This window comes from Ensifer sp. VA4, from assembly GCF_055710065.1.
In genome coordinates, this window is the sequence record NZ_JBVQPO010000004.1 from 269,626 (window position 1) to 283,078 (window position 13,453).

Consider the following 13,453-nt stretch of genomic DNA (forward strand, 5'->3'; position numbering starts at 1 on the left):
ATAACGTGAACATTTATGATGGGAGTTGACCGTCATGGCCGACAAAGCCGTGCAGCGGGAGACGGTACTTTCGCTCCGAGAGACCATAGCCAGGATCGAAAACCGTCGACTTCCGGGCGTCGTGCGTGCCGCCAAGGCGGCTGACCCCGGCGGCTTCCGTCAGCGCGAGGAAGATGAATCCGGCCGCAAGGCGCTTGCGCTCGGGGTTCCGGATCTGGACGCGCTTCTCGAAGGCGGCCTGCCGCTCGAAGGCATGACGGAAATCCGCAATGCCGAGACGCGTGATGCTGGTGCTGCCGCCGGTTTTGCCGCCGCACTCGGTGTGCTCTGCCAGCAGGCGCGCCTGGAAAAGGGCGAGACGGCAGCTCCCGTTCTCTGGATCAGCCAGTCGATGGCCTCCAACGAAGCGGGCATGCCCTATGGGCTCGGTCTGAAAGCTTACGGGCTCGATGTGCGCGGCCTCGTCTTCAGCCTGCCACGCACGGTGAAGGATGCGCTCTGGATCGCTGAAGCCGCGCTTTCCGTCCCAAGCTTCTGTGCCGTCATCCTGGAAATTCGCGGCAATCCCGCAGCCCTGGCGCTTAGTGAAAGCCGGCGCCTGCATGTCCGCTCGCGGGCGGGCCACGTTCCTCTTCTGCTCCTGCGCCAGTCCGGACACGAGGAGGCCAGCAGCGCCTTCTTTCGCCTCCTCGTCGAGCCGGCGCCGGCGCGAGAGCGCCCCCTGCCGGATGGATCGATGCTTCGCGGCAGCATCGGCCATCCCGTCTTTCACGTCATTGCCGAGAAGAGCAGGACTCCTGCACCGCTCGGCTTCTTCCTGGAGTGGAATCCCCATGACCGCCGCCTTTACCCCGTCGAGCCCCTACCAGCCGCTGCTGCGGCAGATCCAGAACCAGCGCATTCTGTCGCTCGCCTTCCCGCATCTTCCGGCCGATCGGGTCGCCCGCAAGCGCTGGGGGAACTCGTGGCTTTCCCGCGGGCGTCCTGAGCATCCGCCCGTTGTCTTCGCCGACAAGGTGAAGAGTGCGATGCGTCTCGTCGCGCTCGACGGTTATGCCGAGAAGCGTGGGTTTCACATTGGCCAAGGGGTTGCCGAGGCTCGGGCCATGTGTCCCGAGATCGACGTGCTGCCGGCCGATCCCGCCGCCGACCGGGCTCTGCTCGAGGGCCTTGCCGATTGGTGTTGCCGCTATACGCCGCTGGTCGCGCTCGATGGCGACAGTGGCCTCTTTCTCGACATCACCGGCTGCGCCCATCTTCTCGGTGGGGAAAAGGCGCTTCTCGACGATCTGCTTGCCCGCCTCTTCCATCTGGGGGTCGAGGCCCGCGCAGCGATCTCCTCTTCCGCCGGGCTTTCCTGGGCGGTGGCGCGCTTCGGGTCCGAAGGCATCATTGCCCCGGATGAGGCCACACGGGTGCTGGCGCCGCTGCCGATGGCGGCGCTCCGGCTGCCGCGGGAGACGATCGAAACGCTTGGCCGGGTCGGGCTCAAGCAGGTCGGCGACATCCTCGAAGCGCCGCGCGCGCCGCTTGCCCGCCGGTTCGGCGCGATCCTGCTTCTGCGTCTCGATCAGGCGCTCGGGCGGGAGGACGAACCTTTGTCGCCACGGCTGCCCGTCGCCGCCCTTTCGGTCGAGCGCCGTCTCGGCGAGCCGGTCCAGGGCGAAGACGATATTTTAGGCCTGACGGAAGAGTTGGCGTTGCGGCTGAAGCCGGAACTGGAAAAGCGCGGGCAAGGCGGACGGCTGTTCGAGCTTCTGCTCTTTCGCGTCGACGGTGCGGTCTTCCGCATCGCCGCCGGCACATCCTCGCCGCTCAACGAGCCGCGGCGTGTCGCCGGTCTTTTCCGCGAGCGGCTGCAGGCGGTGCATGAGGATCTCGACGCCGGCTTCGGCTTCGAAATCCTCAGGCTCTCGGTGCCGAAGAGCGAAAAATACGAGGTGATGCAGGAGGATTTTTCCGGCACGCCGGATCGCGAGCGGCCGCTGGCGGCCTTTGCCGATCGGGTCATGGCGCGGTTCGGCGCGGAGAGCCTGCTGGTCCCGGCTCTCTCGGAAAGCCATGTGCCGGAGCGGGCAGCGACTTTCCGTCCGCTCACGGATCTGGCGCTGATCGGCAAGACCGAGGAGCCGGGGGAAAACATTCCCGCGCCCCTGCTTGCCGCTGCGGCCCGGCCACAGCGGCTCTTTCCAAGCCCCGAGCCGGTGGAGGCCGTGGCCGAGGTGCCGGAGGGGCCGCCGAGAAGCTTCCGCTGGCGCCGCACGTTGCATCGCATCGCGCGCGCCGAAGGACCGGAACGGATTGCCGGCGAATGGTGGCTCGATGGCGAGCCGGCGATGGAGCGCGACTATTTCCGGGTGGAAGATGAGCGCGGCCGGCGGTTCTGGCTGTTTCGCGAGGGCCATTACGGGGCTGCCGCCCCGCCCCGCTGGTTCATGCATGGAGTCTTCGCATGAGCGGTGCCATTCCCTATTTCGAGATCGGCGCCTGGTCGAATTTCTCCTTCCTCGAAGGCGCCTCCCATCCGGGCGAGATGGTCGTTGCGGCAAGCCGCCTCGGCATTGGTGGCCTTGGCATTGCCGACCGCAATACGGTGGCAGGCGTGGTGCGCGCTCATGCGCAGGCCAAGGTGGAGAAATATGCCTTCCAGCCCGGTGCGCGGCTCTCCTTTGCCGAAGATCTGCCTGACGTGCTTGCCTATCCCTTAAATCGCCGCGGCTGGGGCAATCTCTGCCGGATGCTGAGCGCCGGAAACCTGCGCGCCAAAAAGGGCACCTGCACACTCTACGAAGCCGATCTCGTCGAATGGGGCGAGGACCTCTTGCTTGCCGTGCTGCCCGATCCGGTGATCGGCGCGCCGGAGGCAACCCTGCTTGCCGATTTCCTCAAGCGGCTGAAACCGCATTTTGCCGATCGGCTCTATCTGGCGCTGGTGCCGCGTTATGACGGCTTCGACCAGCTTGCCTTTGCCGGACTTGCGACCATCGCCCGCCATGCGGCGGTGAAGCCCGTCGCCACCAACAGTCCGCTGTTCCATGCCGCCGCCCGGCGGCCGCTCGCCGATGTCGTCACCGCCATCCGTGAGCATGTGACCATTGCCACGGCCGGCTACCGGCTGCATGCCAATGCCGAACGGCATCTGAAGACACCTGAGGAAATGACGCGCATCTTCCGCGACTACCCGGAAGCGATCGCCAATACCGGGCATTTCTTTGGGAGATTGAAGTTCTCGCTGTCTGAACTCGAATATCAATATCCGGACGAGAGCATTCCGGGCGAGACGCCGACTGAGACCTTGCGGCGGCTGACGATGGAGGGCGCGCGCGAGCGGTATCCTGAAGGTATTCCGGAGAAGGTTTCAACGCAGATCGAGTACGAGCTCGAGCTGATCGCGGGCAAACGCTACGAGCCCTATTTCCTGACGGTGCGCAATATCATGCAGTTTGCGCGCAGCGTTCCTATCCTGTGTCAGGGCCGCGGGTCGGCGGCAAACTCCACCGTCTGCTATTGCCTGGGCATTACCGAGGTCGATCCATGTGAGACCACCCTGCTCTTCGATCGCTTCCTTTCGACCGAGCGTGACGAGCCGCCGGACATCGACGTCGATTTCGAGCATGAGAAGCGGGAAGAGGTGATCCAGCACATCTACCGCACCTACGGCAAGGAACATGCGGGGCTGACGGCCGCCGTCATCAGCTATCGGGCGCGCTCGGCCGGCCGCGAGACCGCCAAGGCCTTCGGCTTTTCCGAGGACGTGCAGTCGGCGCTCGCCGGCTCGGTCTGGGGCTGGTCGGTCGCCGATCTTTCCGAGCGTGAGGCGCAGGCTGCCGGTCTCGATACGAAGGACCCGACGACGGTGAAGGTGCTCGATTATGCCACCGAACTGATGAGCTTCCCGCGCCATCTCTCCCAGCATGTCGGTGGTTTCGTCATCACCCGCGACCGGCTCGACGAGGTGGTGCCGATCATGAACACGGCAATGCCCGATCGCTACATGATCGAGTGGGACAAGGACGACCTCGACACGCTGAAGATCCTGAAGATCGACGTGCTGGCGCTCGGTATGCTCACCTGCATCGCCCGGGCCTTCGCGCTGCTCGACCGGCATTACGGCGAGAAGAGAACGCTGCATCAGCTCTTCAAGGACGACCAGAAGGACGTCTACGACATGATCTGCCGGGCCGATACGATCGGTGTCTTCCAGATCGAAAGCCGGGCGCAGATGAGCATGCTGCCGCGGCTGAAACCGCGCGTCTTCTATGATCTCGTCATCGAGGTGGCGATCGTCCGGCCCGGGCCGATCCAGGGCAACATGGTGCATCCCTATCTGAAGCGGCGGGAACAGCATGCTTTGAAGATTCCCATCGAATATCCGAGCCCCGAACTAAAGGTGGTTCTGGAGCGAACGCTCGGCGTGCCGCTCTTCCAGGAGCAGGCGATGCAGATCGCCATCACGGCCGCCGGTTTCTCGCCCAGCGAGGCTGATCGGCTACGGCGCGCCATGGCGACCTTCAAGCGCACCGGCACCATCCATACCTTCCACGAGAAGATGATCGAAGGCATGGTCAAGAATGGCTATGACAGGGATTTTGCCGAGCGTTGTTTCAAGCAGATCGAAGGTTTCGGCGAATACGGTTTTCCCGAAAGCCATGCCGCGTCCTTCGCGCTCCTGGTCTATGTCTCCTCCTGGCTCAAGACCTATTATCCCGATGTTTTCTGCGCGGCGCTCCTGAACTCGCAGCCGATGGGGTTCTATGCGCCCGGGCAATTGGTGCGCGATGCAAGGGAGCATGGTGTCCGGGTACGGCCCGTCGATATCAACCATTCGGTCTGGGATGCCGATCTTGAAGAAGGAAGCCTCAATCGCGGCGCCATAGAGCCGCGCCATCGCGAGATGGAGGACGTGATCAAGACGGACAAGGCCATGCGCCTCGGCTTCAACTCGATCAAGGGCCTGAACCAAAAGGAGATGGAGGATAAGCTCGTTGCCAACCGCGGCGCCGGCTACCGGACAGTCCGCGATCTCTGGCTGCGCTCCGGCCTCTCCCGCTCCGCGCTCGAAAGGCTTGCGGACGCGGATGCCTTCCGCTCGATCGGGCTCGATCGGCGCAAGGCGCTCTGGGCGGTAAAGGCCTTGGACGAAAAGAGTGCCGCCGAACGGTTGCCGCTCTTCGACCGGGCGGCGAAGGAAGAGTTGCGGCCGGAACCGGCGATGATCCTGCCGGAGATGCTGCCGGGCGAGCAGGTCATCAACGACTATCGCTATCTCTCCTTCTCGCTCAAGGCGCATCCGGTCTCCTTCCTGCGGGCGGCGCTTTCCGAGCAGGGCATCGTCACCAGCCGCACGCTTGCGACGGCCCCGGTCGGACGGCGGATAACGGTCGCCGGGCTGGTGCTCGTCCGCCAGCGCCCGGGCTCCGCCAAGGGCGTGATCTTCATGACGATCGAGGACGAGACCGGCGTCGCCAATGCGATCGTCTGGCCGAAGGTGTTCGCGACCTATCGGCCGGTGGTCATGGGGGCGCGCCTCGTCAAGATCCGCGGCCGGCTGCAGCGCGAAAGCAGCGTCATCCATGTGGTCGCCGAACACATCGAGGACATCACGCCGATGCTGGGATTGCTGCGTGCAGAGGTGAGACGGTTCGGCGCGAACGACCGTGCCGATGAAACGCTGAGACCGACCGGCGACGCGCGCGAGAAGAAAGCGCAGGGCGATCTACGCTTGGCGAGGGCGCGGCGTTCCGGCAGCAGTCCGGAGCAGACGACGGCCGAGGTGGCGGACGTGATGCCGAAGGGGCGCAATTTCCATTGAGGACAGGGCTCGGATCCCGGCCGCCGCACAGGGCAGCCGGATGGGCTTTCCGATAAAATGGGCAGGTCATCTGACGCGCGGATCGGGACGGTCCGCATCACCATTCGGCAAAGGCTACAGTCGGCGCGCTCGACGAAAGCGGTCTGATAGTGTGTAAAAATGTCGCAGTCGGCGTGCGGCAAGATCGACTTAAGGTCTGCAAGAATAGTCGTTCATATTTCTCTAAAATTTTGAAAAGACGAAGCTTTTTATAAAGTTTAGAGTCGTTCTAATCGACCTGCAACTTCCGCTCGCGGAGTTTTTAGTTGACACTAAATGTCCTGTTTTGCTTTAAGCGCTGACACAGGGCGTTGCGTACGACAGGCGAGACGAAATGCTGGTTTGCAGCTGCAATTTCATCACGGAAAAAGAGATCGAAGACACGATTGTCGGCCTCCTCGACGAGGACTGTTGGCAGCTGATCGTGCCGGCGAAAGTCTATCACGCGATGGAAAAACGCGGCCGTTGCTGCGGCTGCTTCCCGAATGTCGTCGACATCATCATCCGCACCACCGAGCAATATCACGCGCACCGCGACTCGACGGACGCCGAGATATTTGATTTCATGACCCGCCTCAGACAATTCCACGAAGAGAACCGGAGGGCGGACATTGAAAGGCGACAAAAAGGTCATCGAGCAGCTTAACGAAGCGCTTTATCTCGAACTCGGTGCCGTCAACCAATACTGGCTGCATTACCGCCTCCTCGAAGACTGGGGTTACACGCTTCTCGCCAAGAAGGAGCGCGCGGAATCCATCGAGGAGATGCAGCATGCCGACAAGCTCGTCGCGCGCATCATCTTCCTTGAAGGCCACCCCAACCTGCAGACGGTTGCGCCGCTACGCATCGGCCAGAACGTCAAGGAAGTGCTGAAGGCTGACCTCGCCGGCGAATACGACGCCCGCACCGCCTACAAGAAATCACGCGACATCTGTCACGCCGCCGGGGACTATGTCTCCATGAAGCTCTTCGAAGAACTGCTCGCCGACGAAGAGGGCCACATCGACTTCCTGGAAACCCAGCTCGATCTGCTCGACAAGATCGGCGAAGAAAAATACGGCCAGCTCAACGCCGCACCGGCCAACGAGGCCGAAGCCGACTGAGTTCGGCGCAGCTTTCCAAAGGCAAAGGCCGGCGACATCGCCGGCCTTTTTCGTCTGTGAGACGAACTCTCGCTTGGGTCCTTTGAAATTACGCAATTCCGAACGCAAAACCGCTTCACGCTTTTCCCGGAATTGTCTTAAGCGCGTCGCGATCCTTCAGACTTGCCGCTCGCGCTTCAGGTTCTTGATATTCCCTCGCTTCCGCAAAGCCGCTGCGCACTCTTGCGCGACGTCCTTCAGGGCGCGAGATGCGCGAATGCGGTGACGACCTCCTCATAGACCTTGCGCTTGAACGGCACGATCAGCTCCGGCAATTCGTGCATTGGCTTCCACTCCCAGGCGTCGAACTCCGGATCGTGTCCACCCGGCGGCGGGTTGATGGCGATTTCGTCCTCCTCGCCCTCGAAGCGAAAGGCATACCAGCGCTGTGTCTGGCCGCGATACTTGCCCTTGAGGCCGATGCCGATCAGATGCTCGGGCAGATCGTAGTTGATCCAGCCCGGCGCTTCCGCGAGCAGCGAGACCGTCCTCATGCCGGTTTCTTCGTAGAGCTCGCGATAGGCGGCCTTCAACGGATCCTCGTTCTTGTCGATGCCGCCCTGCGGCATCTGCCAGCGCTGCGGCGAGCCGTCATATTCGGAATTGCCGACGGCGATCCGGTGCCCGGCCCAGACGAGGCCTGCGCGGTTCAGCACCATGACCCCGACACAGGGGCGATAGGGAAGGTCCTCCGCTCTGAGTTTCTTGCCCTTTTCCTTGCTCATCGGCTGCCTCTTCTCTTCAATCGCCAAATCATCCTGTCGGATGGCTGTAAGCTAGTTCTGTTGCGGATCCTTGACGAGCGCGGAAACGCCGACGATCTCGATACCGCGTCCCTGTGCCTCGCCGATCCAGGAGGCAATCGCACCGACGCTTTCGTCGAAGGCGGAAGCGACGCCGATGGCGGTGCCATTGCGGCGCGCAATCCGCTCCAGTTCGTCAAGCTTCTTCAGGATCGCGCTGCGGCTGAGCTCCGTGTCGAGCGTCAGGTCGGCAAAGCCGTGCGGTACGTCGAAGGCATCGGCGAGCTTGCCCGAGAGCGATTGCGCCGACGTTCCGTCGTCGAGGAACAGCAGGCCGCGCTTGCCGAGATCGCGCATCACCGGTTCCAGCGCATCGGCGTCCGACAGGAAGCGACCACCGAGATAGTTCATGATGCCGGTGTAATTGGTGATCTCGGCGAGGTTCCGGTGCAGCTCCATCAGGTTCTTCTTGGCGCCGAGGCCGACGCGCAACGCGTTGGGCCCAGGATCGTTCGCCGGATAGTCGAAGGGCTCCATCGGTATCTGCAGCAGGATCTCATGGCCGCTTCGGCGCGCCTCCTGCATCCAGCGCTGCAGGCTGTTTCCGGCCGTGGCAAAGCCCAGCGTCACTTCGGCCGGCAGGTCGCGGATCGCCTTCTGGGTGCCGGTCTGGCTAAGGCCGAGGCCGCCGACGACCAGCGCGATGCGTGTGCCGCGCGCGCCGGACCAGGGCCGTGCATATTGATCCATGGAGCGCAGACCGTCCGGACCGATGATCGGCAAACGTCCGGCTGGGCTGTCTTCCAGGAGATCGTCGTTGGGTATGGCCGCCATCCGCGGATCCTGGCCGCGGATCGGACCGACATTGATCAGGGCCGGGCCCTTGCCGTCGCGGCTGCGCGGTGAAAACTTGGTAACGGTAGAGCCGTCATCGGTGAGCGTGTGTTCGACGTCGGCGCCGGAATAGGCGGTCCCTGGCTCCATCGTTCCGCCCGCACCGGACTGGCCATTTGCCGCTTTCGCTGGCTTCTCGGCGGCGCCCTTGGCGCTCTCGGTTGCTGCCGTTTCAGGCTGGCCCCGCTTCAGTCCGTCCGGCGCAAGCGTGCCCCATAGCGACAGTCCGACAATCGACGCAATACAAATACCAAGAAAAGAGAGCCCGAGCATCCGTCGGGGATCGCGCCTCGCCGCTGGCTTCACCCGCCGGTTCTGGCCCAGGGGGGCATTGAGATCAGTTCCCAAACGGAGCCTCGGTCGATCTGTGCGATGTTGCCGCTCCTGCATGCCTGCTTTGATCATGGTCGATCAAAGGACAAACATGCAGCAATTCAAGGCGCTGCAGCGGCTTTGCGCGTCTGACAGGACGTGCGGCGCTCTAGAGCAAGGCGGCGTTGAGACGCTTCGCAATTCCTCTCCGAGCGCACCGGTGCCTGAGAATCAGCGGCCGCGGCAGCGTCCTTACCCCTATAATTTAGCTGTGTCGCGTTGACCAGTGAGTCTGCTTCCGGCGGAGCGGATGCGCTCGGCTGAAATGCAGAGCGCCGCGTGTTCGTTCGAACACGCGGCGCTCTCATTCCATGCTCGCAGGCTTACTTCTTGAGCTGAGCCTGTTCCGGATTGGCCGGGAAGGCCGGATCCGTCTTCTTGCCGCGCAAGAGGTCGAGCGCGTAGTTGAGCTGCAGGTCGTCCTTCGTCTCCGGCGGCACATAGGCGACCGAGCCCGATCCTTCTTCGGTCTCGCTCTGGCCCTGGATGTGGCCGCGCAGGTCGGACTCGCCCTGGGCCTCGACCTTACCGAGCAGTTCCGGCGGCAGCGGCTGTTCGACCTTGATGTCGGGCGAGATGCCCGTGCCCTGGATCGATTTGCCTGATGGCGTGTAGTAGAGCGCCGTCGTCAGACGCAAGGCACCGGCTTCGCCGAGCGGGATGATCGTCTGGACCGAACCCTTGCCGAAGGAGCGGGTACCGAGCACGGTCGCGCGCTTCAGGTCCTGCAGGGCACCGGCGACGATTTCCGACGCGGAGGCCGAACCGCCGTTGACGAGCACGATGACCGGCTTGCCATCGGTCAAGTCGCCGGGCGTCGCGTTGAAGCGGCGGGTCTCGTCCGGGTTGCGGCCGCGGGTCGAAACGACCTCGCCACGCTCCAGGAAGGCGTCGGAGACGTTGATCGCCTGGTCGAGCAGACCGCCCGGGTTGAGACGCAGGTCGAGGACGTAGCCCTTGAGCTTGTCGGCCGGCACTTCGGCCTTGATCTTCTCGATGCCCTTCTTCAGGTCGTCAAAGGTCTTCTCGGTGAAGGAGATGACACGCAGATAGCCGACGTCGCCTTCGGTGCGGAACTTGACGGCGCGAACGGCGATGACGTCGCGCACGATCGTCAGTTCGATCGGCTTTTCCGCGCCCTTGCGCAGGATGGTCAGCTTGATGGGCGTACCGACCGCGCCGCGCATCTTCTCCACGGCGTCTTCAAGCTTCAGGCCGCGAACGTCCTGGCCGTCGATCTTCGAGATGAAGTCGCCGGCAAGCACACCGGCGCGTGCGGCCGGCGTGTCGTCGATCGGGCTCGTGACCTTGACGAGATCGTCCTCCATGGTGACTTCGATGCCGAGGCCGCCGAACTCACCGCGGGTCTGGGTGCGCATGTCCTCGGCATCGGCCGAGTTCATGTAGCTGGAATGCGGATCGAGCGAGGAGAGCATGCCGTTGATGGCATTCTCGATCAGCTTGTCGTCCTGCGGCGGCGTCACGTACTGCGCGCGTACGCGCTCGAAGACGTCGCCGAAAATTGCCAGTTCGCGATAGGTCGAGGTGTTGGCCGCGACAGCCGGAACGACAGCCGAATAAACCACGCCCATCGCGGTCGCGCCCATCAGCGCCCCGACCAGAACAAGTGAAGCCCTACGTATCATTTCGCGCCTTTCCAACCTCTGCTGCGGTCCACCACGGTCGGGAATCAACCGGTTTCCCGTCTTTCCGGAATTCAATGTAAAGCGTCGGCCGGTCTGTTTCCAGCGCCAAGGCCGCAGCGCTCGCCACTCTTTTTGCGCCCATCGTCGCCAATGGTTCACCGGCCACGACGAACTGCCCGGGCTGTACGCCCACCCTCTCCATCCCCGACAGCACGACGTGATAGCCGTCGCCCGGGTTGAGAATGATCATCTGCCCATAACTGCGGAAATTGCCTGCATAGACGATCCAGCCATCTGACGGCGCAGTCACCAGCGCGCCCGGATTGGTTTCTAACATGATCCCTTGCAGGGAGTGCCCCGTGCCATCTGCATCGCCGAATTTGCGCAACAGCGATCCCGCAGCCGGATAGGCAAGCTTGTTCCTCAGCTCCGAAAACACATATGCGGGGGCAATGCGGTTTTTGTCGGGCACGGCATTGCGGGCCAATTCGCGCGCCGCCTCGCGCTCGGCCTCGCTCATGCGTCGGCGCTCTTCCTCCTGCGCGCGGGCCGCTTCCGCGGCGTCGCGAACGGAGGCGATCTGGCTTTCGAGCGAGCCGATCAGACCTTGAAGATTGGTGGCCTGGCCGGCAAGTTCCTGCGCCTTGCGCTGTTCGGCGGCAAGTTCGCTGGCGCTCGACTGGCGCAGCTTCTCCTTTTCGGCGACCAGCATCGACATGCGGCGCTCTTCTTCGAGATTGGCCGTCATCGCTGCGGTCAACTCTTCACGCTGCCGGTCGATGCCGGCGCGGATGTCCGAGAGCGCCTTGAGGTCCGCCACCAGGTTTTCAGTTTCCTTGCGCAGACCCGGCACGACGGCGCCGAGCAGAATCGCGCTTCGCACCGAGGCCAGCGCGTCCTCCGGCGTCACCAGGATCGCCGGCGGCGGGTTGCGCCCCATTCGCTGCAGCGCGGCGAGAACCTCGGCAAGCACCCCGCGGCGCGCGTGCAGCGACTTGCGGACAGCATCCTCCTTGGTTCGCAGGTCACTCAGTTTCTTTTCGCCGTCGACGATCTGTTGCTCAAGACCCTGCCGCTTCTTGGCGGAATCGACAATTGCGGCGCGCAGCGTCTCGTTGGTCTTGTCGATCTCGGCGATGGTTTCGCTCAGCGCGTTGGCACGCTCCTGCGACAGCGTAATGGTCTTCGAAAGTGCGTCGAGTTCGCTGCGCGTGCTGTTGCGGCGAAGGGTGAGGTCGGCGGCAGGATCCGGCGGACCCTGTTCCTGGCCGGCCATCGTGGCGCCGGGTGGCGTGGCTTCCTGGGCGCCTGCCGGCAGGCCGATCGCAAGCGCGACCGCAAGCGCCGCCGCCTTGCGGCCAAGCCGCCCTGCGTCGCCTCTTCCCATGCTGAAAACGCTGGCCCTGCCTCGGCGCGTCATCGGTTCGCGTGCGTCCATCCGAAAAATATGAAGAAAAAACCTAATCTGATTTGGCGCGCGCGACCAAGCATATTCTCGTTATCACTGCGTGTGCTGCGCCAGGAGTACGGACGAAGAACCCGCGCGTTAGACGCGATGGTACGGGTGCCCGGAGAGAATGGTGACGGCGCGGTAGAGCTGTTCGGCGATCAGGATACGGACGAGCTGGTGCGGCCAGGTCATCTTTCCGAGATTGAGCACGGCATCGGCGCGGGCGTGAAGGCTCGGGTCGAGGCCATCGGCGCCGCCGATCGCAATCATCAGGTCGCGCTTGCCGCTGTCGCGGAACGTGCCGAGCAGCGATGCAAAGCCGTCTGAATCCAGCGCCTTGCCGCGTTCGTCGAGAAGCACGAGCAGGCTGCCATCGGCGAGTGCCTTCTCGAGCTGGGAGGCTTCCTCCCGCTTGCGCGTGTCGGCGTTCGAGGCACGGCTTTCGTTGACCTCGACGACACGGGAGAGCTCGAGGCCGATCGCCGGGCCGGCCTTGGAAAAACGATCGAGATAGCGGGCCGCGAGATCCTTTTCCGGCCCCGCCTTGAGGCGGCCGACTGCGAATAAGCCGATACGCATGACCTTTTCCGTCCTCGCTTGCGCTGCACCGCGCACTGCATAGTTCCTGAAATCGGGTCGATTCAAGGAGAATTCTATGCAGCGTTCATGGAGCCTTGCAGCGTCGTTGCGCGCCTTGTCCGGTTAACGGCCCTGAAGGTCACGATCAGTCGCAACAAACTTCCGGCTGAAAGCGCCGCTCAAGACGGCGACAGCCCTTCAAATTCATGCATGACCGCAACTCGGCTCGTCCGGCATTCAGTTGCGCGGCGACCCGGTCGGTCTCAATGCAGGGTGCCGTCCTCGATCTCAGGAGCTGCCCACATCTTCTCGATGTTGTAGAACTCCCGGATCTCCGGCCGGAAAATGTGAACGATCACATCACCGGTGTCGATCAGCACCCAATCACCGCCTTCCAGACCTTCGACACGGGCATTGCCAAAGCCCCCGTCTTTGAGGTCGGTCGTCAGGTGATCGGCAATGGCCATCACATGCCTGTTCGATCGCCCGGAGACCACGACCATGAAGTCTCCCAGCGCCGACTTTCCGGCAATGTTGATGCTGACGATATCTTCTGCCTTCGAGTCCTCTAGGCTTTCGAGGACCAGTTGAAGCGCACGGACAGCGGCTTCGTCGCTCGATCCCGTGCTGCGCGGGAATGCGGAAACCGCATATCCCTTGGCGTGTGCTGTTGTCAGGGTCTTTCCTTTCCATATGAACAGAACAGGCACTTTCGATTCGAACAAAGATCGAACCGTCCGTGAATTTAGGCATCAAACCGTAGCGGTTTCAAGACA

General features: G+C 63.1%; 11 protein-coding genes. 5 read left to right on the plus strand and 6 right to left on the minus strand.

All coding sequences use genetic code 11. The features are described 5' to 3' along the window. Positions 1-34: 34 nt before the first annotated feature. The 5 genes from AC0C6X_RS08455 (at position 35) to bfr (ending at position 6,954) form a co-directional block, all read left to right on the plus strand. A complete protein-coding gene (locus AC0C6X_RS08455) occupies positions 35-988 on the plus strand; it encodes an ImuA family protein (RefSeq protein WP_472952543.1) in 954 nt (317 codons plus the stop codon). Further along, positions 903-2,456, plus strand: coding sequence for a Y-family DNA polymerase (locus tag AC0C6X_RS08460; RefSeq protein WP_472952697.1), 1,554 nt, complete (start codon positions 903-905; stop codon positions 2,454-2,456). The genes AC0C6X_RS08455 and AC0C6X_RS08460 overlap by 86 nt, the downstream gene beginning before the upstream one ends. Then, the gene (locus AC0C6X_RS08465) at positions 2,453-5,812 is read left to right on the plus strand and encodes an error-prone DNA polymerase (protein WP_472952546.1); all 3,360 of its coding nucleotides are present in this window, start codon (positions 2,453-2,455) and stop codon (positions 5,810-5,812) included. The genes AC0C6X_RS08460 and AC0C6X_RS08465 overlap by 4 nt, the downstream gene beginning before the upstream one ends. Before the next feature lie 337 nt (positions 5,813-6,149). Then, positions 6,150-6,497 carry a (2Fe-2S)-binding protein gene (locus tag AC0C6X_RS08470; protein WP_349508032.1) on the plus strand — a complete coding sequence of 116 codons (348 nt, stop codon included), beginning with the start codon at positions 6,150-6,152 and terminating at the stop codon, positions 6,495-6,497. Next, a complete protein-coding gene (gene bfr, locus AC0C6X_RS08475) occupies positions 6,463-6,954 on the plus strand; it encodes a bacterioferritin (protein ID WP_247959431.1) in 492 nt (163 codons plus the stop codon). Before AC0C6X_RS08470 ends, bfr begins: the two co-directional genes overlap by 35 nt. 236 nt (positions 6,955-7,190) lie before the next feature. Here bfr and AC0C6X_RS08480 read toward each other — a convergent pair whose 3' ends face one another. The 6 genes from AC0C6X_RS08480 to rsfS all read right to left on the minus strand — a co-directional run bounded on the left by AC0C6X_RS08480 (position 7,191) and on the right by rsfS (position 13,387). Next, positions 7,191-7,718, minus strand: a complete 528-nt coding sequence (locus AC0C6X_RS08480) for an RNA pyrophosphohydrolase (protein ID WP_247959432.1) — start codon at positions 7,716-7,718, stop codon at positions 7,191-7,193. A 51-nt stretch (positions 7,719-7,769) separates the two neighbouring features. Beyond that, positions 7,770-8,978, minus strand: coding sequence for a divergent polysaccharide deacetylase family protein (locus AC0C6X_RS08485; protein ID WP_173517793.1), 1,209 nt, complete (start codon positions 8,976-8,978; stop codon positions 7,770-7,772). 347 nt (positions 8,979-9,325) lie between these two features. Continuing rightward, entirely contained in the window at positions 9,326-10,648 is a 1,323-nt protein-coding gene (locus tag AC0C6X_RS08490; RefSeq protein WP_173517792.1) for a S41 family peptidase, read from the minus strand. Then, entirely contained in the window at positions 10,638-12,035 is a 1,398-nt protein-coding gene (locus tag AC0C6X_RS08495) for a murein hydrolase activator EnvC family protein (protein ID WP_472952551.1), read from the minus strand. Before AC0C6X_RS08495 ends, AC0C6X_RS08490 begins: the two co-directional genes overlap by 11 nt. Before the next feature lie 159 nt (positions 12,036-12,194). Continuing rightward, complete coding sequence (rlmH, locus tag AC0C6X_RS08500; protein ID WP_173517790.1) at positions 12,195-12,677, minus strand: 23S rRNA (pseudouridine(1915)-N(3))-methyltransferase RlmH; 483 nt, start codon at positions 12,675-12,677, stop codon at positions 12,195-12,197. 263 nt (positions 12,678-12,940) lie between these two features. Further along, positions 12,941-13,387, minus strand: coding sequence for a ribosome silencing factor (gene rsfS, locus AC0C6X_RS08505; RefSeq protein WP_173518198.1), 447 nt, complete (start codon positions 13,385-13,387; stop codon positions 12,941-12,943). Positions 13,388-13,453 lie beyond the last annotated feature (66 nt).